This window comes from Vibrio thalassae (assembly GCF_900089835.1).
In the GTDB taxonomy this organism is placed as follows: Bacteria; Pseudomonadota; Gammaproteobacteria; order Enterobacterales; family Vibrionaceae; genus Vibrio; species Vibrio thalassae.
This window is the reverse complement of sequence record NZ_OANU01000032.1, coordinates 1-22,003: the sequence shown is the minus strand read 5'-3', so window position 1 is coordinate 22,003 and position 22,003 is coordinate 1. Positions and strand designations below refer to the sequence as shown.

Sequence of the window (22,003 nt, the reverse complement as noted above, 5' to 3'; positions counted from 1 at the left end):
GACCCCAGTTCAACGCCATAATGGAGAGGATAGTACCATCTTAGCTAAGCGCAAAGAGCTTTATAAACAAGCGAGAGCAGCCAACCCACAGCGGTGGTCAAACGAATCTAGAAACTGGGATGAAGTTGGTGAAGTTAAGCTAAATCCTGAAAGGCAGAAAGAAGCTGCTTAAAAAATTAAAGGCGACAACTACCTTGAAAAACGCCGACAGTGGATATACAAAAAGGCTGTCGCTTTTTGAACACGAGCGAATACAAAAAGTACGCAGGCTCAATACAAAGCAGCTTGTTGATGATGAGGCGCTTGCGGATACATTTCTATATATGAAAAAACGTATTCAGGAAGAAACCGACAGATTCCGCAGTGCAAAAAGTAATAGGGCTAACCTGCCTAAAACGGGTAACACTTCGAAATTAGCAAAGTTCAATGATGTGGGTTCAGACGGGCCAAGCTCAATCGACACGACTCCAGTTAAACAAGAAAACACTGCAGTACTCGATGTCTCAGAGCAGTTATCTGATGATGATTTTGAAGATATTGAGGGGTATTAATTTGAACTTAACATCTAGACAGTTTGAACAGCTAAGATCCTTTGAAACTTGCTTTATCGAGTACCCTGCAATAACTGAAATCTACTCCATTTTCGATCAACTTCGTTTTAATCACTCCCTTGGGGGTGAACCGGAGTCTTTCTTGTTAACAGGTGAGGCCGGAAGTGGAAAGACGGCTTTGATTAACAATTATCTATCACGCTTTCCGTCTAGTTCAACTTGGGGCAAACAACCTGTTCTTAGCACCAGAGTGCCGAGCCGATTAAATGAACAGAACACGCTAACCCAATTTTTAGTTGATTTACATGGAAAGTCAGGCGGAAGAAGTATCCGACGACATAATGAAATTGCCCTTGGTGAGGCTGTCGTAAAGCAACTCAAACGGAAATCCGTTGAGCTAATTATCGTCAATGAAATTCAAGAACTTGTAGAGTTTTCTACAGCAGAAGAAAGGCAAGCTATTGTTAATACGTTCAAATATATAAGTGAAGAATCAAAAGTCTCGTTTGTGTTGGTTGGTATGCCATATGCTGATGTCCTAGCGACAGAGCCACAATGGAATTCGCGATTAAGTTGGAGACGAAAGATTCATTATTTTAAGCTGTTGAAAGCTACCAGCCATTCGAGTGTAGAGGCACCTTGTAACTTTGACTTGGAGCAAAAAAAGCATTTTGCCAAATTTGTCGCGGGTTTGAGTGCGAGAATGGGCTTTGATGAATCGCCAGTGCTTACAAAAAATGAAGTGTTATATCCTTTGTTCGTTATGTCTAGAGGGGAGTGTCGAGCGTTAAAGCACTTCTTGAAAGATGCACTACTAATGAGTTTCAATGAGAACGTTGGTACGATAGACAAAGCGATATTGTCACGCACGTTTTCATTTAAGTTTCCCTATTTGGATAATCCCTTTGATTGTCCTTTGGAGGAGCTTCGTCTTCTCCAAATTGACTCTGGATCGTCTTACAACCTAAATGCGATTTCTTCGGAAGATAAGATTCTTGCGCCGCGATTTACGGATGCTATCCCTTTGAGTATGTTGTTGAGCAAAAATGGCCTCAAAGCTTAGAGGTGACCTTCGCTATTTAGGTTCTCCAGTAGCGTCTTCTTCTCTTCATCACTCAGCTTATCAATCGCACACGCCAACTCAGCACTCAACTCATTCCTACAGAAAAAGTAATTCAGCGGCACATCTAACTCTTCAGCCATGCGTTCAAGCGTACCAATATCTGGCACGTGCCTACCTTTCTCATAATGGTTCATTCGCCCACTAGCAGAGCTTGGTTCCATACCAATTTTCACCCCTAAATCTTTTTGGGTGATCTTGGCTTTTTTACGCGCAGCTTTGAGCCTCGCTGGGATTGGGTTGTCTTTTTGCACTTAGACATTTCTTATCAACCTTTCGATAACTTAGATTGTCTAAGTTTTACTGATTTTTGTATACTTAGCAATCCTAAGTTTTTATGCGTATGAATGTTCAAATGACACAGCCCCAAAAAATCAATGCCTACATGTTTAACCTACTGATAAAAAAAGAGATGGATAACTTTTCGGTAACAGAGGCAAGAGATGCTTTGATGGACCTAAGCGAAGAATTTAAAAACCAACAGGAAGCTAGGAAGTATGTCTATCGGCAAATTTTGGCGTTTGAGCGCAAAGGTTGGCTAGTATCCAAGGGGGACAATAGATCGAAAAAGTATCAAAAAACTGAGTTGATGAAGTCTCTCTCTTTGACTCCGCGTAAGCTAAAAAGTGATTTAACTGAAGTTGTAACCACCCTAAATACACTAGAACACTTAGACTTGAGGATTTTGCAAAAAGAGAAAAGCAAGTACGAAGGTGAGCTTGCTATTGTGCTCAGTGAAGTCGAAGAGTATCAATCTTTGATGGAGCGATTTCCGAAGAAAAAAGATATGTTTCTGACCATGTTTACTGAAAGTAAGGAGTATTCAGCTAAGTTGTTGGGCAAGATTAATGCCTTATCTAAGGTTCTATTAGTCTCCAAAACAGAAGGCTCATTCTCATGCTGAGGTTGTGGCAGGAAGAGTGTGTTGCTGCTGCACTCGAAAAGTATAAGACTTCAACAAGGCACTTTTCTTGCCAAGCGACGCCCGGTGCCGGTAAAACGGTGATGGCAGCTGAACTGACGAAGTGCTTGATTCAAGGGGACAAAATTGACCTTGTCCTCTGTTTCTCTCCATCTTCCATCGTCGCACTTGGAATCAAAGAGACGTTTGCCAAGCACTTAAATTGTTCTTTTGATGGTGGTATGGGAGCTATGGGCGCTTCCTATACGTATCAGTCTATCCGTTTTTTAGATGATGCTTTTTGGAACACCATAAGAAAGTATCGCGTCTTGGTTGTTTTTGACGAGATCCATCACTGTTCATTTGATGACGAAGGTCGTTCAAATGCTTGGGGTGAGCAAGTTATCACAAAAATACAAGGCTTTGCTCGCTATACATTGGCATTATCGGGGACCCCATGGCGTTCAGATAGCGTACCTATAGCGATGGCGGAGTATACCGACCCCGACGGTTGTTTGCTTTGCGATTATCAATACGATTTAAGACGTGCAGTACAAGAGAGAGTATGCCGTGCTCCCAAGATTGTTTTGGTAGACAGCGAGCAGCTTTCACTAACGGAAGGTGCTGAAGTTAAAAAGTACGCATCTATTTTGGAAATGCTCAAGCAATCAAACGCTTCCTACCGAAGTGTGATTCAAAACGAGTCCGCGATGACCCACTTACTCGAACTAGGCGTTAATAAGCTGAATGAGATTCGACAAAGCTCTCCAGAGGCAGGTGGGCTTATCGTCGCTGCATCTGTGCAACATGCTAAGACTATTCAATCACTATTGATCCAACATTTTAGTCAATCAGCGAGTATCGTAACGTACCAGCATGAGAACCCGTTGGAGGAGATAGAGGTTTTTCGACACTCCAATACTCAGTGGATTGTCAGTGTCGGTATGATAAGTGAAGGTACAGATATTCCGAGGTTGCAAGTTTGCTGTCATCTGAGTGCAGTAAAAACCGAGTTGTATTTTAGGCAAGTGTTAGGGCGAATTTTGAGGGTTAATAAGGCTTCAAACCAAGAAGCTTGGTTGTATACCTTTGCCGAAGAAAAGCTAATAGGTTTCGCTGAGCGAATTGAGCAAGACATCCCAGAGACATGTTTGTATCTAAAACAACATACTAAGGAATTAAGAGGCTTTACAGGTAAGGCAGAAGTGGGCGTATGTGTACGTACAAGGGGAGCACCACTTCGAACATCCAGTTCCAGTCTCAATTGGCACGACTTGGAGGCACAGTCAACAGGACAGTCGACTTCAACCCTATCACAAGAAGAACTGAAACTTGGCCAATTCAAGCAACGTGTTATTTCTGCCTTTTTCTAAAAACTATGGAATACGTTGACAAAAGTGTTCGTTGATAAAGTGTGAGGCCGCGTACAAATAACATGATGAATCTAAGAGTTATACATTTAGATTGATATGAACTTTATTATATACTGGTTCATCAATACGTTTCTTTGAGTCTGCAATATGGTCACGAACATCAATAAAGCGAAACTAACCGAAACCGACATCATCACTAAGTTCATTCTCCCCGCTATCAAAGACGCTGGCTGGGATGATATGACGCAGATCCGTCAAGAAGTGAAGCTGCGCGATGGTAAGGTTATTGTTCGAGGCCAAGCTGCTGCTCGCAAAAAAGTAAAATCGGCTGATATCGTCTTATATCACAAGCCGAGTATGCCGCTCGCTGTCGTCGAGGCAAAAGCCAATAAACATGAAGTTGGAAAAGGTATGCAGCAAGGTATGGACTATGCCAAGTTGCTTGAAGTGCCATTTGTTTTTGCCTCAAATGGTGATGGTTTTGTCTTTAGAGACCTTACCAACCCAACTCAGTTGGAGTCAGAAATTCGTCTTGAAGACTTCCCGTCTCCTCAAGAGCTTTGGCGTAAATATTGTGTTTGGAAGGGCTACAAAGAAGAGCATCTACCGGTAATAACGCAAGATTACTATGATGATGGCAGTGGGAAGTCACCGCGCTACTACCAACTTCAAGCCATCAATAAAACGGTTGAAGCAGTTGCGTCAGGTAAAGATAGAATCCTGTTGGTCATGGCAACAGGAACAGGCAAAACTTACACGGCATTCCAAATCATTTGGCGACTGTGGAAAGCTAAGGCTAAGAAGCGAATTTTATTTTTGGCTGACCGAAACATTCTTGTTGATCAAACCAAAACGAATGATTTTCAGCCTTTTGGTACTGCAATGACCAAAATCACTGGTCGAACAGTCGACCCAGCTTACGAAGTGCACTTAGCGCTATATCAGGCATTAACAGGCCCAGAGGAAGCTCAAAAAGCCTACAAGCAAGTTGATCCTGATTTCTTTGACCTAATCATCATCGATGAGTGTCATAGAGGAAGTGCTTCTGAAGACAGTGCTTGGCGTGAAATTTTAGAATATTTCAGCTCTGCTACTCAAGTTGGCTTAACCGCGACCCCCAAAGAAACGGATGAAGTATCTAACATTGAGTACTTTGGCGACCCTGTTTATACCTATTCATTGAAAGAAGGCATTGAAGATGGCTTTCTTGCGCCATACAAGGTCGTACGTGTTGACATCGATATCGATGTACAAGGTTGGAGACCGACCAAAGGTCAAACCGATAAGCATGGTGAGGTGATAGAAGATCGAATCTATAACCAGAAAGACTTCGATCGTACGATGGTGATTGATGAGCGTACAGAATTAGTCGCTCAAACCATTACTAACTATCTTAAGCGCACGGATCCAATGGCGAAAACGATAGTATTCTGTAACGATATCGACCACGCCGAACGCATGCGTCGGGCTCTGGTCAATCTTAATCCTGAGCAGAATAAAAAGAACGACAAGTACGTAATGAAAATTACTGGTGATGATGAGATAGGCAAGGCTCAACTTGATAACTTCATCAACCCCAAAAAGAAATACCCAGTTATAGCGACAACCTCAGAACTGATGACAACCGGCGTGGATGCAAAGACTTGTAAGCTAGTCGTTCTCGATCAAAGCATCCAATCTATGACTAAGTTTAAGCAGATCATTGGACGCGGCACTCGAATCGATGACCGCTACGGAAAACTGTGGTTCACCATCTTAGACTTTAAGAAAGCGACCGAGCTGTTCGCAGATGAGCGCTTTGATGGCACCCCAGAGCGGGTAAAAGTTACGACCCCAAATGATTTTGATGATGACGACGGTCTGGATGACATCATTGACGGTGTTGATGACATAGGTGCAGAAAATCCATTTGGTGATGAAGATATCGACCCCGATACAATTCAAGAGCCTGAAAAACCGTATGGCAGTGATTCTGGTAGTTCAACAGAAGGCAGTTCGGAAGGTAATGATGACTGGGATGATGAGAACAAAGTCCGTAAATTCCACGTTAATGGCGTAGCAGTAAAAGCACTGGCAGAACGTGTTCAATACTATGACTCGGACGGCAAGTTGGTGACCGAGTCTTTTAAAGACTACACCCGTAAGACTATGGCTAAGCAGTTTGCGTCTCTAGATGAGTTTACCAAACGTTGGAACGAAGCTGATCGTAAAGAAGCCATCATTGAAGAACTTGCTCGAGAGGGCATCTTGTGGGAAGCCCTAGAAGATGAGGTCGGCAAGGAATTAGACCCATTCGATATGATCTGTCACGTAGTTTACGACCAGCCGCCGTTGACTCGCAAGGAGCGAGCGGAGAACGTGAAAAAGCGCAACTACTTTACCAAATATGGTGAAACAGCTCAGCAGGTTCTAGACAGGCTGCTTGATAAGTATGCTGATAGTGGTGTGACTGAAGTTGAAAATATCACCGTGTTGAAAGTGGCGCCATTCAACGAGTTAGGCAGCATGAGTGAAATCGTTAAAAAAGGCTTTGGTGGAAAACCTAAGTACCTTGCTGCCGTCAAAGAGCTAGAAGATGCAATCTACAAATCTGCCTAGCAACTAGCCAATCTACACTTAAAGGTCGCGAAATAGCGACCTTTATTACTCTCTCTGGCATTAATCCGGCGCTTCGACCTGATATAATGTTGCCCAATTCTAGAATACAAAAAGTAAGAAAATCATGTCTATCAGTTCAGTAATCAAATCCATCCAAGACATCATGCGTAAAGATGCAGGTGTTGATGGTGATGCGCAGCGTTTAGGTCAAATGTCTTGGCTATTGTTCCTTAAAGTGTTTGATGCTCAAGAAGAAGAGCTAGAACTTGAACTGGATGACTACCGTGAGCCGATTCCAGAAGCGTACCTATGGCGCAACTGGGCGGGGGATGCTGAAGGAATGACGGGTGATGAATTACTTGAATTCGTCAATGATGACCTATTTCCAACGCTGAAAAACTACACTGCACCAATCGATAAGAACCCTCGTGGTTTTGTGGTAAAAGAAGCATTCAGTGATGCGTTCAACTACATGAAGAATGGTACGTTGCTACGCCAAGTCATCAACAAGCTTAACGAGATTGACTTCACAGACTCTAACGAACGTCATTTGTTTGGTGATATCTACGAGCAAATACTGAAAGACCTGCAAAGCGCAGGTAACGCGGGTGAGTTCTATACCCCTCGTGCAGTGACCCGTTTTATTGTAGACCGATTAGATCCTAAGCTAGGTGAATCCATTATGGATCCTGCAACTGGTACAGGCGGTTTCCTTGCTTGTTCATTCGACCACGTTAAAAACAACTACGTGAAGACCGCAACTGATCACCAAACACTGCAAAAGCAAATCCACGGTGTAGAGAAGAAGCAGCTTCCACATCTACTGTGTATCACCAATATGATGTTGCACGGTATTGAAGTACCAGTACAAATTAAACACGGCAATACGCTAAACAAGCCGCTTTCAAGCTGGGATAGCAATATCAATGTGATTGCCACCAACCCTCCGTTTGGTGGCACAGAAGAAGATGGTATTGAGAAAAACTTCCCAGCTGAGATGCAAACTCGTGAAACCGCTGACTTGTTCTTGCAACTGATCATTGAAGTATTAGATGAGAACAATGGTCGAGCAGGCGTTGTACTGCCAGATGGCACATTGTTTGGTGAAGGTGTTAAAACCAAAATCAAAAAGATGCTGACCGAAGAGTGTAACCTGCACACCATCGTTCGCTTACCCAATGGCGTCTTTAATCCATATACAGGCATCAAGACCAACATCCTGTTCTTCACCAAAGGCAAGCCGACAAAAGAAGTATGGTTCTATGAGCACCCATATCCAGAGGGCGTTAAGAACTACAGCAAAACCAAGCCAATGAAGTTTGAAGAGTTCAAGCAAGAGCAAGAGTGGTGGGGTAGCGAAGAAGACGGTTTTGCTTCTCGTGTTGAGAACAAACATGCTTGGAAAGTCTCGATTGAAGAGATCATCGAACGCAACTTCAACCTAGATATTAAGAATCCATATCAAGAAGAAGCTGTAAGCCATGACCCAGAAGAACTACTAGCAAGCTATGAACAGCAGCAACAAGAAATTACCGAACTGCGTAACAAGCTAAAAGGCATTCTTGGCGATGCTCTGAAATCATCTGTTGGTGGTGCTGAATAATGACCTTAAATCAAGTGCCTATGAATCAGTTGATAACAGACAATATCGATATTTGGACTTCAACGGTTAAAACCAAAGCGACAACAGGGCGTGGCAGTAGCAAAAAGTTAGAGCTGTATGGTGTTAAGAAACTGCGCGAGTTGATCTTAGAGCTAGCTGTGCGAGGCCAGTTAGTGCCGCAAGACCCAAATGAAGAGCCTGCGTCTGCGATGCTTGCACGAGTTGCGGAAGAAAAAGCACAATTGGTCAAGGAGAAAAAGCTTAAGAAACCGAAAAAACTACCAAATATCGATGAAATCGAGCTACCAGATTATACTCTTCCTCTGGGTTGGAAATGGGCATTTATACCAGAAGTAATCGCACATGATAATTATGCGATCAAAAGGGGCCCGTTTGGTAGTGCTTTGAAAAAAGCTTTTTTCGTAGCTTCAGGTTATAAGGTGTATGAACAACAGCATGCAATAAATGATGATTTTTTACGTGGTGAATACTATGTAAATGAGAAGAAGTTCGAAGAACTGAAAGCTTTTGAGGTCAAACCTTTTGACTTGATTATTAGTTGTTCTGGGACAGTTGGTAAAGTTGCAATCGCGCCTGTGAATATGGAGCGTGGTATTATAAATCAGGCGCTACTAAAGATATCTTTGAATACGTCAGCTTTGACTAATGAATACTTCAAAATTCTATTTCCTGCTTACTATATGAAAACGGAGACATTATCCGACCTTCAAGGTACAGCACAAAAGAATATGGTATCGGTAGAAACACTAAAAAGTGAGCCATTTCCATATCCACCAATTGAAGAACAACACCGAATCGTCGCTAAAGTCGATGAGCTAATGAAACTCTGCGACCAATTAGAGCAACAAACCGAAGCCAGCATTGAAGCGCATCAGGTATTGGTAACAACGCTGTTAGACACGCTAACCAACTCTGCAAATGCAGAAGAGTTAATGCAAAACTGGCAAATGGTTTCGGAGCATTTCGATACCCTGTTCACCACAGAAGAGAGCATCGAACAGCTAAAACAAACCGTCCTGCAACTGGCAGTAATGGGTAAGCTTGTCCCACAAGACCCAAATGATGAACCTGCTGCAAAGCTGCTTGAGCGTATTGGGGAAGAAAAAGCCCAGTTAATTAAAGAGAAGAAAATCAAAAAGCAGAAGGCACTGCCGCCGATTGCTGATGATGAAAAGTTATTTGAGCTTGCAAATGGTTGGTGTTTTGCTCGTTTTGATGACATTTGTACAGGTATTACTTCTGGCTCTACCCCTCCGAAAGATAAGTTTATCGAGAGTGAAGGTGTGCCGTATCTCAAGGTTTACAATATTAGAAATCAGGAAATTGATTTCAATTATAAAGAACAGTTCGTTGATTCTGTACACCATAAAACCAAACTAACCCGTTCAATTCTTTATCCTGGTGACGTTGTGATGAACATCGTAGGGCCACCTCTTGGAAAAGTAGCGATAATCCCTGATTCATATCCTGAATGGAATTGTAATCAGGCTATAGTCGTATTTCGACCGATAGAACCTTTATTAAATAAGTATATATATACTTATTTAACGGCAGGGTTATTCCTTCAGAGTATAGAACTGATTGGTACTGCTGGTCAGGATAATATATCTGTTACAAAAAGTCGTAGCATTGTGTTGCCAATGCCACCGCTAGAAGAACAACACCGTATAGTTACTAAAGTTAAAGAACTGATGGTTGTCTGCGAACAACTAAAAGCTCGATTAAAAGAGTCTCAAATCACTCAATTACAAGTAACAGACGCTATTGTCGAACAGGCGGTATAACCATGGCAATTGTCTTCAATCAGCCTCAAACCATTGCGCAGTTGTTGGAACAAAAACTCACCATTCCTGAGTATCAGCGGCCATACAAATGGCAATCTAAGCATGTTAATCAGCTGATTGATGACATCTTTAATCACCGTACTAAGGCATGCTATCGGCTTGGTACGGTGGTACTGCACCAAGATAAAGATTCAAAGACCGAACAAGAAAAAGGCGCACTCAATATTGTTGATGGTCAGCAACGCCTGCTTACCCTAACGCTACTTTGCACCATACTGGATATGGGGCAGAAACGTATTTCATCGACTCTTCTTGAGCACAAATTTGAATCATCAGTCAGTATCGAAAACCTTAAGAATAATGCACAAATCATCTCTGAACGAGTCGCCAGTCTGCCAGATACAGAAAAGCAGGAACTACTCGATTTCGTTCTTAACAAGTGTGAGCTTATCCAAGTTACTCTCGATGACCTCAGTGAAGCCTTCCAGTTCTTTGACTCACAAAACGCTCGTGGTAAAGCGCTTGCCCCTCATGATCTGCTAAAGGCGTACCATCTACGTGAAATGATGGACTCGACAGAGGAAACAGAGCGCCTACACCACGTAAGCTTGTGGGAGCAAGGCGTAAACCCAGATGATGACTCTGCGAATCTGCACACCATTATGGGAGAGTTCTTGTTCCGTATGCGTCGCTGGATTGATGGTGATTACGGCATACAGTTCAGTCGCCATAACATCGATGTATTCAAAGGCATCAACCTAGAGAGCACTCAGTACGCTTATGTAGATTCTATGCTTGCGCTTGATTATGCGATTGAAACTTTTAATGCCGATCCCGCGCGTAAATGGGACAAACAAACTAAAGCCTATCCATTCCAGGTTGATCAAGTGATGATCAACGGCAAGCGTTTCTTTGAATACATTCAGCACTATATGGCAATTCACTCGACCTTGTTTGTCGGTGATGATGCAAGGCTGTCTTCATTCGTCGATAAGCACGCCAAGTACAAAGGCAGTAGCCGTAAAGGGGATAGCTATGTACGAAACCTATTTTTATGTGCAGTGATGTATTACTACGACAAGTTTGGTGATGTGGAGTTAGATAAAGCCGCTCAGATCTGTTACCGCTGGAGTTATTTCCTTCGCCTTGAGCTGCAACGTATCGGTATGGAGTCGGTAGATAACCATGCTAAGGAGCGCAGTGGGCTGTTCAGAGCAATCAGCAAAGCCGTTCACCCTCAACAAGTGCTGAACTTTCAGCCTCCTTCTATCAAAGAACCTAAGTTCAATAACGCGAAGGACGTGCAGGCATCTATTGAAGCAATGAAATCGGGAAGTGTAAATGAGTGATTCGAACCAAGTAGAGCAGCTATCTGTTAGAGCACTTTTCGATAGCAAAACCCAATATGTGATTCCTATCTATCAGCGCAACTACGCTTGGGGTGCCACAGAAATTGAGCAACTTATCCAAGATATCAGTGATGCCGCAGGCTTGATTACTCAATCTGATGAAACCGCTGTCGCCAAACAAGCAAAGTACTATCTGGGTAGCCTTGTGGTTTATCAGCGTACAACGCATTCACACCAATCCAATGCGGTATACGAAACCATTGATGGGCAGCAAAGACACACCACGCTCTCTATCTTATTAGCGTATCTAAAACATCGTGAAGTACTGAATACAGGTAAACTAGAAGGGTTAGATATTAATCTCACCTTTGATAGTCGCCCAAAATCTTCTAGAGCATTAGATGACATATATACAGGCAGAACCAATGGTGAGTCAGAAGAGCCTAACATCCATGCTGCTTTCAACATCATTAAGCGTTACTTCAAAACCAAAGGCTTAGATGAACAGGAGAAGACTAAGCAGTTCTTTGAGTATCTATTAGAAAACGTCACCATCCTTAGAGTCGTCGTTCCACCACAAACCGATCTTAACCACTACTTTGAGATCATGAATAACCGTGGTGAGCAGCTAGAAAAACATGAAGTACTAAAAGCGAGGTTTATGGCAACGCTTAACAATGATGAGGAAAGAGGCTGTTTTTCTACTATTTGGGATGCTTGCGCGAATATGACGCGATACACCCAAATGGGCTTCCAATCGGACTTACGAAAAGAGGTATTTGGCTCAGATTGGCAGATAATGCCAACAAGCTTTGAAGCCATTCAAGAAAAGCACACGAGCAAGCAGCAAAAACAAGATTCAATGACATTGCGAGAAATCATCAGTACTCGGGCATCCAGCTCAAATACTGACGATGAGGAGCGAGAGAAAGAAGAGCGCTTTGGTTCGGTTATCGACTTCTCAAATTTCTTACTTCATGTATTGAAACTGATGAAGACGGAAGAGAATGTTTCGCTTGATGATAAGAAGCTGATCGATGCCTTTATCTCAAAAGATGATGGATTACGAGTTGGTGCCAAAGCTTTTGTCTATGAGTTGCTGAAGTATCGAATTCTGTTTGATAGTTACGTCATTAAGCCTGACCAACATGATGAAAAGCGTAAATGGAGTTTGTTAAGGCTCAACTCATACAAAAATGGCAATAGCCTCAGTCCCGAGTATCCAAATGCTTTTGGTAGCGATAGCAATGAAAGTATTCGTATGATTTTGGCAATGTTCCATGTATCGAACCCAGCTCTAGTGTACAAACGTTGGTTGAACGACACATTGAGAATACTAAATACTCATATCCATGACACTAGTACCTCTGGCATCAATGGCGATTCATATTTAGCGGCGTTAGAAAAGTTGAGTGATAGCTACTTTAGTGAGATATGTGGAAACTCTCTATTAGAATTCGAAGCTGATAGTCATGGTGTTTTACACCAAGGGACAGGCGTCCAAAATTTTGTTTTCAATCGCTTAGATTACCTTCTATGGCGACAGCTAGATAAGGGAGTTCCGGTCGGTAGAATACACGGTAGTGACCTTGGTAAGCATTTCTCAGAGTTTCAGTTTTCATTTAGAACTTCCGTTGAGCACTACTTTCCACAAACTGATCCATCCGGCGCTCGTAAAATGGAAGACGTAGATCGCTTCGGCAACCTTTGCCTAATCTCTCCAAGCAGTAACTCTAGGCTTAGTAACTATTCTCCTCAAGATAAGAAGAAATTTTATATTGAGAACAATCGAGCAGAGAGCTTAAAGCAAGCGATTATGATGAGTTACAAAGATTGGGGCCCGCATGATACGGGCCGAGCCAACATTCGTGAACATGAAGTGTTGATGCTGGATATCCTCTCAACCAAACACTGAGGTAAGACGGATTAGACCTACCTAGTGCGTGTCTCGGGATTGGTTAGCAATGTCAAGAATAACGAATATTACGAAATACTAGCTCCATTAGATAACGGTCAGTACTGCAGATATTGTATGATTTTATAATCAAATGATGTGGTGGTATCTATATGTCTTTCGTATGGGTGTTAACTTGATGGAGTGGCGTAACTTGGCAAGAATGTCGAAGTAAATGTCAGTATTCTCAAAGAAATTAGTTTCGTTAGGCAGGTCTAATCTATGGGTAAGTTGAGTAATCCAAGTCGTAATGTCAGCCAATTTGTATATGACTTCTCACGTTACAACTACAGTAACGATAAGGATGAGACTGCGACAATAGAGCGCGTGAAAAGGATTACTCAAAATGACCGCTCTGACGATGGCATTAAAGAAATTCAGTTGGAGCTTCTTTGGAATGAACTAACTAAGCAGAAGCAACAAAAGCCCAAATCCCCTCCTTCTCCATCTCAAAAAAGTAGCGATGCGCTCAAATCTAAAAGTGAACTCAAAAAGGAGCGAAAAGCTCGAAGGAAGAAAGAAACTGCTCTCAAAAAGCAACGGAGAGAGGTGAAAAAGTTAGAAACAACTGTTTCTCGATCACCGAGGACAGTCTTGAGAAAAACGAGCTCCGCACAAAAAAGTACCAGCAGTTGGTCAAACGCTCCGTCTTGGAGTGAAGTAAAAAAGCGTTCAGCTCAAGACTTAGATCCGGCGTTAAAGATGAATCCTGTTGATAAGCTCCCTAGTGGTTCTTTGAGCCGACGTGAGCTGAAACAAGATGGAGATCAGTTACAGGGCAATGATTCCATATTGCTGAAGCTTCAAGAAGAGCTTGGTGTTTATGGACTAGAGTGTGCGTGGACCTGGACCGATGGAAGTCGCCGATTAGTTTTGCGACAGATCGGTACTGATTTTCCGTGTGAAACCGTTCCAGGTCAAAATGAAAAAGAGAAATTTGAGCTCCTTAAACGTGCCTACAGACTGTTTACGTTTAAGAGCAATTATACGGGTGAGCGTGAGCAAAGGGCTTCTCTAGAGAAGTTAGTCAACTTTATGTGGTCTACTCAAACGTTGAGATATTCTATAGGAAAAAAAGTAAAGCTTCCCAAAAGTATTAAGAAAAAGAATTTTGCTTTTACTACAACGCCTTCGTTGCTACAAAAACAGCTCAGTTGGAAAAGGCTCTCTGCTATAGAGAAAGCGAATCTCATAGTTATGATTCGATCAAGACTCGGCTTTGCAAAAACAAAAGAATCAATTGAGTCTGCTCTAGTCCAACCCGGCATCTACACACAGCTATTAGACGAGCGTCCCCAACTTGCTCCTTCGCTTTTACAGTCTGACAGCCCAAAAAAGGCTAATAAAGTCGTGACAATCGTGGAGAACGCTGGCCTTAGCGAGAGCACCCAGGCTCCTCGTATTCTGAGTACAAGTGACAATAGTGACGTCACTAAAGTCGAAGCTGTCGGTTCATTGTCAAATGGCCGTATTGTTTTGGAGACACTAGCACCGGTCGAACTGAAAGATAAAGATGACACTAAAGCGAGTAACTTCTCAAAAGTTGAAAACGCAGTAAAAGCCAAGCCAAGTATGAAGGCTGAGGAATCAGTTCAGAAGACTTTCCGCTGGCCCTCCACTGTTGCTAACGAAGCAGATGGGATACTGCCAGAAAGTCAGTGGCCTCAGATGGGTATTCTTAAGGCTGTAGGCTATGCTGTTGGAGCTTCAGGTCTAAATACATCCGCCAGACTCAAACTATTAAGAAGCATCTACCGTGAAAAGCTGCCGTATGTTGACTCAAAGGCATATGTCGCTGAGTGGGGGCGCCCCGAAACGGCAACGAGGCTCAAGAAAATGGCAGAAACGCTTGCTGCCCTTGCGAGAAACGCGAAGCGCAAAAATGCCAACATGAAACTCGCAATTAAAGATTGGGAGCATGACCTAGCCTGGCTGAAAGACGAGTACTATCTGAAGCACAAATACACGTGGGTATGGCCAACTTCGGTCAATCAAGGTGAGAAACCGCCAGCCAAAGAGATAAAGCCTGAACCAGTTAAGGTTTACGATTCTTCCAGAGAGTTTTTGACCGAGCAATATACCAACAAAGCCGGAGAGCTCTGTTGTCAGATGTGTCAGTCAGCTCTTCCATTCAAGCTTGCCAACGGTGAATTTTATTGGGAAGAGGTTCCTATCTCAACACGGATAGAATCATCACCTTTTTCCGATCTAGTTCTTTGTCCGAATCACCGAGCGATGTATGTGCATGCTAATGAGAGTGAAACTCACCTGATAGAACAGGTTGCGAAAGGTAAATCAACCGAGATCACGCTTAAGTTAGCTGGAAAGTCCGAGAAACTTTTCATAACACATGAGCACTTGAAGCGAGTCCTCCTTGCTGCGATAAATGTTCAAACAGATGTATCGCCATATAGCAGCGTCAGTAAGGGGCTAATCAACATTCGAAACCTGTATCTCTATGAAAGCAATGGATACTGGCATTTGACTTCTAGGAACCGAGCGAGTCTAGTGTCGACGACGTCCAAGAGTGAGGCACTCGAATGGTTGAAAGGGTTTGATAGTTATCGAAACTTTTCTCAACCTTCAAATATTAAAGAGCAAGTGCCGCCGGTTAAGAAAGCCAAGGTGAAGTCACCATTGAAGAGTCCCGCAGCGATGCGTTTCGGGGCAACAAAAAAAGTGACACAAACCAGCTCCTATAAAACTGGCTACGCGCTTTGCACAGTTTGTGGTGGAGATGGGGGAGTCAATGGCGGTTGTTGGAAGTGTGGCGGTTCGGGTTGGATGTAGAATAGGAGTCATTGATGTTTAAAAACGGCACAAGCAAAACGACACAAATTGGCTATGTGAATCGTAACAATCAGAAAAACCATGGCACGAGAGGCATTGTAGGGAACGATCACAATCAGGTCTCTTACAAGCTGGAGTGCATGATGGCTGATTGTGGCGAGGTATACGGCTCAAATGGCACAGATGTCTTTCAACGCAAGTGTCCCACCTGCCAAGGTGGTAAACCTGGAATTGGCTTTTAGTCACAATTCGCTCTGTAGGAATTTGATTTTCTGCAATTAGCTGAAATACTAAAACTTAGAATTTCTAAGTTTTAGTGGTGGCATGTGGATACGGACATTCAGCATTACCCTGACGAATCGCTTGAAAGCTTTCTGTTGCGCTTGAGCCAATATCAAGGTTATGAGCGCTACTCTCATTTCGCTGAAGATATTTGGTATGAGACACTAAACTCTCATGAGGCTATTCCCGGTGCTTTCCCGTTAGAGCTCAATCGCGTTAATACCTACCACGCTCAAACCACAAGTCAAATGCGGGTTAGAGTGCTTATTCAGCTTGAAAAGCGACTTAAGCTTAACAATTATGGCGTACTTAGGCTTGCGTTAAACCACTCTAAATCTGGGTTCTCTCCTGATCATAAAGCTGTTCACCGTTTTGGAATCGATTACCCTTTCTGCTTTCTTCGAAAACGTTTTACGCCGATCTGTCCACGTTGCTTGACTGAAGCACCTTACATTCGACAAATTTGGCACTTCGTTCCTATCCAAGCTTGTGAAAAGCATCAATGTGAATTGATTCATCGCTGTCCTGAGTGCAAATCGTTACTTGAATATCAAAATACCGAGAGCATCACACATTGTGAATGTGGTTTCGATCTGCGAGAAAGCGAGGTTGAAACAGCACCGCACGCGGAATTAATGACGGCAAAGTGGCTGAGTGGAGATAATAGCTTAGAAGTAAGTTTGATGAGTAAAGCTATGACCATATCAGAGCGATTTGGTGTTCTACTTTGGTGCTTAAATCGGTACGGTGGCACAGATGATATTAGCTTTGACTCATTTGTTGATTACTGCTCAGCCTGGCCTAGTAGTCTTGAGCAAGAGTTCGATTCGTTGGTTGAAAAAGCGGACGTTATTCGAATTAAAGACTGGAGAAAGGTTTTCTTCTCAGAAGCCTTCGGTAGTGTACTGAAGGATTGTCGTCATCTACCGAGCCGAGAGTTAGGTAAAAATGTAGTTTTGACGGAAGTGCTTAATAAGCTTTCTAAGCTTGTAGCGGACAATCCAGCGTCATCGAAGGGAAACATCGCAGATGTGCTATTAAGCCCTTTAGAGGCATCTACATTGCTTTCTTGCACAACGGATGAAGTGTATCGGTTATATGAGTTCGGTGAGATCAAGGCGGCTATCAGGCCGCGCATGCACACCAAAATAGCCAGCCATGAGTCCGCCTTCACTCTAAGAAGCATTGTAGAAACAAAGTTAACTCGAATGTGCTCGGAAACCGATGGGCTTAGCGTTTATTTACCGGAGTGGTAAGCATGACTAAATTAGCAGATTTGCTGGTAATCGAAGATGTTGCAGTAAAACAAGCGGCAATGAAAAAATGGTTCATGCCTTACACTGACGACGTAGACGTTGATGGGCTTGAGGAAGAGGCGTTAACGGTACTAGTTAACTTAAGCTCTCATCATAAAGGCGATCAATGCAAGGATTGGTTAGATAAAGTTCGTGCGAAGCACCATTTGAGCGATTCAGAAAACATAGAGTCCTCATTGGCAGAGTTGAAATGGTTTCACTCGCACAATTTGAAGTTTCCGGACTGCCGCGTAAGAGAGCAAAGGCTCATCGCAAAACCGCTTCCAACGGATGAAGTGTTCATTTCGGGAAGAAGTCTTGAACCAAGTTTAGGCTGGGCACACAACTCAGCATACTATCGACATGTATTGTGGCTATTGAATCCTTTTCGTTGGCAATCCAAATCAACCAATGTCCTCGCGCTAGTGCGAGAAGGGCAGCCGATTTGGTTGGCGTTATTGCAAGAATTTGGATTAGAGGTCAAATCGCTCGTCGCTTTGCAAAAGGCGATTAACGCACAAGTTCCAGATTCAGCCTTTCCGACATCAGTCAGTCCGTATAGTAAGCAAATGCGATTTCCGAGTGGTGATGATTATGTTTCCATCACGCCAGTCGTGAACCATTCACTACAGCAAGAGTTAGAAGTTCGGGCTCGTGATAAAAACAGTAAACTTAGTTTTGTAACCTCTTCATTGCCCAACTCTGCCAGTATTGGTAGCTTGTGTGGAAGTCTTGGGGGCTTTATGAAGGTGATGAACTATCCGCTTGAGATTAAACCAGCACCACAAGGGACGCTAGCGGCAAGTCGTAGCAAAACAGGGCATTACCTTGACGACTATCAGGTGACCAATTACCAGGTTTGTCAGGTGCTCAATAGGATGATTGGCGCCGAACCCCTTAAAACCAAAAAGCAAAGAGACAAAGCGCGTAGCGTTCAAAGCAAGCTCCTAAGAAAGCAGATAGCGCTATGGATGCTGCCATTGATTGAACTGCGAGACCGAGCCGATTTAACCCCAAGCGAACAGCTTTTAGAACATGACGATCCTTTAGCTCATGATTTTTTGACGCTGCCAGAAGTAGAACTGAAATCACTCGCAACGCAATTCAACCATCGGCTTCACTATGCGTTTCAGGAGAATAAGTTTACTCATAAGTTCGCCTACCACCCACGGCTGCTACAAGTTGTTAAAGCTCAGATAGTGTGGGTACTTAGCCAATTGAGCAAACCAAGCACTAGTGATGAGACGGTCCAAAGCGAGCAATACATTTATCTTTCTTCCATGCGAGTTCAAGATGCCGTGGCGATGAGCTGCCCATATTTGTGTGGAGCACCATCACTTACGGCCATTTGGGGCTTCATGCACCACTATCAAAGAGAGCTTAATCGGTTGATTGGAAGCGACTCACCGTTTGAGTTTTCGAGCTTCTCATTTTTCATTCGAAGCGAAGATATCCAATTTACAGCAAAACTGACCGAACCGAACTCTGTTGTAACTAAGCGAACGGTTTCTAATGCCAAACGGTCGACGATCCGCAGTGAGAGGTTAGCCGATTTAGAGATAGATATGGTGATTCGAGTCAATGGTAGCGAGCGATTGTCAGACTACTTATCTGAGTTAAAAGCAACGTTACCAACGGCCTTTGCGGGAGGGTATTTATTTCAGCCGCAGATTTCAGCTGAAGTTAATTGGTTGACAACGTTTAGCAGCCGATCTGAACTGTTTCATACTATCAAGGGCGCTCCGGCTTGCGGGCGTTGGCTGTATCCTAGTGAGCAGCAACCTAGTAACTTTGATGAACTTGAGGAAAAGATTGTCGACGATAGCGATAACATTCCAGTTTCCCTAGGTTATCACTTGTTAGAAAAACCGACAGTTCGTGCGAACTCGATAACAGAACATCATGCCTATGCTGAGAATGCGTTAGGGATTGCTAAGCGAGTCAATCCGATCGAAGTTCGATTTAGTGGGCGAGGTCACTATTTTGAGCGAGCGTTTTGGTCGCTAGAATCCAGTGGCGAAACTATTCTTATAAAAAACTATAGGAATTAGATGCTTATGGATTTGTGTAGCCAGCTTAACTATGTCCGTTCTCTGTCCTCAGGGAAGGCGTATTTTTACTACTTATCAAAGAATGATGAGATGTGTCCTATTGGTGTTGATAGAACACGGTTACGAGCACCAAAAGGAGGATATGCTGAAGCGTATAAAGGCAGTAATTTCTCTCCTAAAAACGTGGCCCCTCAAGATTTAGCTTACGCCAATCCTCAGTATATTGAAGAGTGCTACGTTACCCCCGGCGTAAATGATGTTTATTGTGCCTTTTCTCTTCGTATTCGAGCCAATTCCCTAAGCCCCGAGGTTTGCAATGATAATGGTGTTCGCGATGCGTTGCTGTCGCTGGCTGCTACCTATAAAGAGCTTAATGGCTACCAAGAGCTGGCGCACCGTTACGCCAAAAATATTTTGTCAGGTAAATGGCTGTGGCGAAATGAAGAGTGTCGAGGTTTGTCTATTGAGGTGACGACGAGCGACAAAGAAAAAATAGTGGTGGAAGATGCCACTAGGCTCTCTTGGTATGGTAAATGGGATGAACCATCTACGCAAAGTCTTGAGCTGTTAACGGCTTATCTTACTCGTGCGTTGTCAGAGCGTTCTGAGTATTTCTACATGGATATTCGGGCCAAACTGTCTGTTGGATGGGGAGATGAAATATACCCGAGCCAAGAATTTCTAGACAGCAGAGAAGATGGGGTGCCTACTAAAAAATTAGCAACGGTAGAACTGCAAAATGGCAAAGAAACCGCTGCATTTCACGGACAGAAAGTTGGCGCTGCACTGCAATCAATCGATGATTGGTGGCATGAAGATGCAGACAAACCTCTACGGGTGAATGAGTATGGTGCTGACCGAGAGTATGTGATTGCGAGAAGGCATGTTGCGCTAAAAAATGACTTCTATCATTTGATCAAAGACACAGAGGCTTGGACTAAAACAATGAACGAAACCCAAGTTATCCCTAATGAGGTTCACTTCATTATGTCAGTATTGGTCAAGGGTGGCCTTTTTAATGGTTCAGGTAGTAAAAAGAGCAAAAAAAAATGAGAGCCGACATGAAACAAAGATACTACTTCTGTATACGCTACCTTCCAGCACAGGCAGACTGTGGCCTACTTGCAGGGCGGTGTATTAGCCAAATGCACAAGTTTATGGTCAATAATAAACAGTGCATGAACCAAATAGGAGTGGGCTTTCCGAGCTGGAGAGTTGATTCCATCGGTAAAACCATTGCTTTTATTTCAGAAGATAAAGAGCTTTTGATTGGATTGTCTTTTCAGCCTTACTTTTCTGTTATGAAAGAAGAAGAGCTATTTGAACTATGCGCGGTGAGCGAGGCTCCAGAAGGGGTTGCTGAAGTGAGGTTTGTCAGAAATCAGACGATAGGCAAAAGCTTCATTGGCTCTAAAAAGCGAAGAATGAAACGTAGTATGGTTAGAGCAGAACTAGCAGGTGCTGAATCATTACCCGAAGCGGATGAAGAGCGCGAGGTTGAACATTTCCATCGAATTCCAATTTCTAGTGGTTCATCTAGGCAGGACTTCGTTTTACATGTTCAAAAAGAACATGTTGGCGAGCGCGTCCGTGCTAGTTTTAATAGCTATGGCTTCGCCACTAACCAAGATAAACGAGGAACCGTACCTGATATTCACTTTTGACCCTTTTTTAAGGCAAGTATATTAGATCTAATAAAAACAGTGAGTTAAAAAGGTGGCGTAAAAAAGGGTATTTTTGAATTTCTGTGACGTAAATATAGGACTATCAGGCGGTTATGGTCTAAAGTTTACAGTGACCTGCCGCATAGGCAGCTAAGAAAATATAGCGGTAGCTATTTCTCTTCAGCGAAGAGTGACCTGCCGCATAGGCAGCTAAGAAATCAAAGAGAACCAAAGAGAGCTGCTTTTTAATGTGACCTGCCGCATAGGCAGCTAAGAATAGGTCAGGAAGAAAGCAACCTACCTGCTGAACAAGCAGTAGATAATCAAAACCATTGAGTTTCGGCTTGATGGTTTTTTGTTAGGCAGTGGCGAAATTCCATGAAGTGTGGGGCGTATTGAGTGTTGCTGACCAAAGAGCGAATGTGGATGTTATTCGACCAATGTGCTAACGCATTTATGCCCGTGCGACCTGAAGTCGTATGAAGCGTTGTTCACCACGACAAGAGTGAACCATCTGTATCACCAGATGACCCTAGGATCCTGAATAAAGTAGCGGATCTGACAATGTAACGAAACTTGGCCGTTAGGCTGAGTGGGAACAAAATCGTGAGAGGATGTTCCTCCTGAAAACCACAATTCGGGTAAGTGCTAGGGAGTCAATATGATG

15 protein-coding genes and 1 pseudogene are annotated in these 22,003 nt (G+C 43.2%); 15 read left to right on the top strand and 1 reads right to left on the bottom strand.

Going from position 1 to position 22,003, the window contains the following annotated elements; all coding sequences use genetic code 11:
- Window positions 1–206 precede the first annotated feature (206 nt).
- A pseudogene (locus VTH8203_RS12080) lies at window positions 207–551 on the top strand (Mu transposase C-terminal domain-containing protein); the annotation flags it as partial.
- A complete protein-coding gene (locus tag VTH8203_RS12075; protein WP_208617743.1) occupies window positions 520–1,614 on the top strand; it encodes a TniB family NTP-binding protein in 1,095 nt (364 codons plus the stop codon). The pseudogene VTH8203_RS12080 and the gene VTH8203_RS12075, both read left to right, overlap by 32 nt.
- Here the strand turns inward: VTH8203_RS12075 and VTH8203_RS12070 are convergent.
- A complete protein-coding gene (locus tag VTH8203_RS12070; protein WP_096993902.1) occupies window positions 1,611–1,925 on the bottom strand; it encodes a helix-turn-helix domain-containing protein in 315 nt (104 codons plus the stop codon). The two genes, VTH8203_RS12075 and VTH8203_RS12070, sit on opposite strands and share 4 nt — an antisense overlap.
- A gap of 89 nt (window positions 1,926–2,014) precedes the next feature.
- Between VTH8203_RS12070 and VTH8203_RS12065 the strand changes: the two genes are divergently transcribed.
- From VTH8203_RS12065 to cas6f, 13 genes are all read left to right on the top strand, one after another.
- The gene (locus tag VTH8203_RS12065) at window positions 2,015–2,575 is read left to right on the top strand and encodes a VspR family transcription factor (RefSeq protein WP_244181203.1); all 561 of its coding nucleotides are present in this window, start codon (window positions 2,015–2,017) and stop codon (window positions 2,573–2,575) included.
- Entirely contained in the window at window positions 2,569–3,945 is a 1,377-nt protein-coding gene (locus tag VTH8203_RS12060) for a DEAD/DEAH box helicase (RefSeq protein WP_096993900.1), read from the top strand. Before VTH8203_RS12065 ends, VTH8203_RS12060 begins: the two co-directional genes overlap by 7 nt.
- A gap of 147 nt (window positions 3,946–4,092) precedes the next feature.
- On the top strand, window positions 4,093–6,543 hold the full coding sequence (hsdR, locus tag VTH8203_RS12055) for an EcoAI/FtnUII family type I restriction enzme subunit R (RefSeq protein WP_096993899.1): 2,451 nt from the start codon (window positions 4,093–4,095) through the stop codon (window positions 6,541–6,543).
- A gap of 124 nt (window positions 6,544–6,667) precedes the next feature.
- Window positions 6,668–8,146 (top strand): N-6 DNA methylase, encoded by a 1,479-nt coding sequence (locus VTH8203_RS12050; protein WP_096993898.1) that lies wholly within the window; start codon window positions 6,668–6,670, stop codon window positions 8,144–8,146.
- Window positions 8,146–9,951: a restriction endonuclease subunit S gene (locus VTH8203_RS12045; RefSeq protein WP_096993897.1), complete on the top strand. Its 1,806-nt coding sequence runs from the start codon at window positions 8,146–8,148 to the stop codon at window positions 9,949–9,951. Before VTH8203_RS12050 ends, VTH8203_RS12045 begins: the two co-directional genes overlap by 1 nt.
- A 2-nt stretch (window positions 9,952–9,953) precedes the next feature.
- On the top strand, window positions 9,954–11,300 hold the full coding sequence (locus VTH8203_RS12040; RefSeq protein WP_096993896.1) for a DUF262 domain-containing protein: 1,347 nt from the start codon (window positions 9,954–9,956) through the stop codon (window positions 11,298–11,300).
- Complete coding sequence (locus tag VTH8203_RS12035) at window positions 11,293–13,215, top strand: GmrSD restriction endonuclease domain-containing protein (protein ID WP_096993895.1); 1,923 nt, start codon at window positions 11,293–11,295, stop codon at window positions 13,213–13,215. Before VTH8203_RS12040 ends, VTH8203_RS12035 begins: the two co-directional genes overlap by 8 nt.
- Window positions 13,216–13,476: 261 nt before the next feature.
- A complete protein-coding gene (locus VTH8203_RS12030) occupies window positions 13,477–16,044 on the top strand; it encodes a hypothetical protein (RefSeq protein ID WP_096993894.1) in 2,568 nt (855 codons plus the stop codon).
- Between the two features lie 14 nt (window positions 16,045–16,058).
- Window positions 16,059–16,286 carry a hypothetical protein gene (locus VTH8203_RS12025; protein ID WP_096993893.1) on the top strand — a complete coding sequence of 76 codons (228 nt, stop codon included), beginning with the start codon at window positions 16,059–16,061 and terminating at the stop codon, window positions 16,284–16,286.
- Between the two features lie 84 nt (window positions 16,287–16,370).
- Window positions 16,371–17,582, top strand: a complete 1,212-nt coding sequence (locus VTH8203_RS12020; RefSeq protein ID WP_096993892.1) for a TniQ family protein — start codon at window positions 16,371–16,373, stop codon at window positions 17,580–17,582.
- Window positions 17,583–17,584: 2 nt separating this feature from the next.
- Window positions 17,585–19,672: a type I-F CRISPR-associated protein Csy2 gene (locus VTH8203_RS12015; protein WP_096993891.1), complete on the top strand. Its 2,088-nt coding sequence runs from the start codon at window positions 17,585–17,587 to the stop codon at window positions 19,670–19,672.
- A 6-nt stretch (window positions 19,673–19,678) separates the two neighbouring features.
- Window positions 19,679–20,725, top strand: coding sequence for a type I-F CRISPR-associated protein Csy3 (csy3, locus tag VTH8203_RS12010; protein ID WP_096993904.1), 1,047 nt, complete (start codon window positions 19,679–19,681; stop codon window positions 20,723–20,725).
- Window positions 20,726–20,733: 8 nt separating this feature from the next.
- On the top strand, window positions 20,734–21,336 hold the full coding sequence (cas6f, locus tag VTH8203_RS12005; protein ID WP_096993903.1) for a type I-F CRISPR-associated endoribonuclease Cas6/Csy4: 603 nt from the start codon (window positions 20,734–20,736) through the stop codon (window positions 21,334–21,336).
- Window positions 21,337–22,003 lie beyond the last annotated feature (667 nt).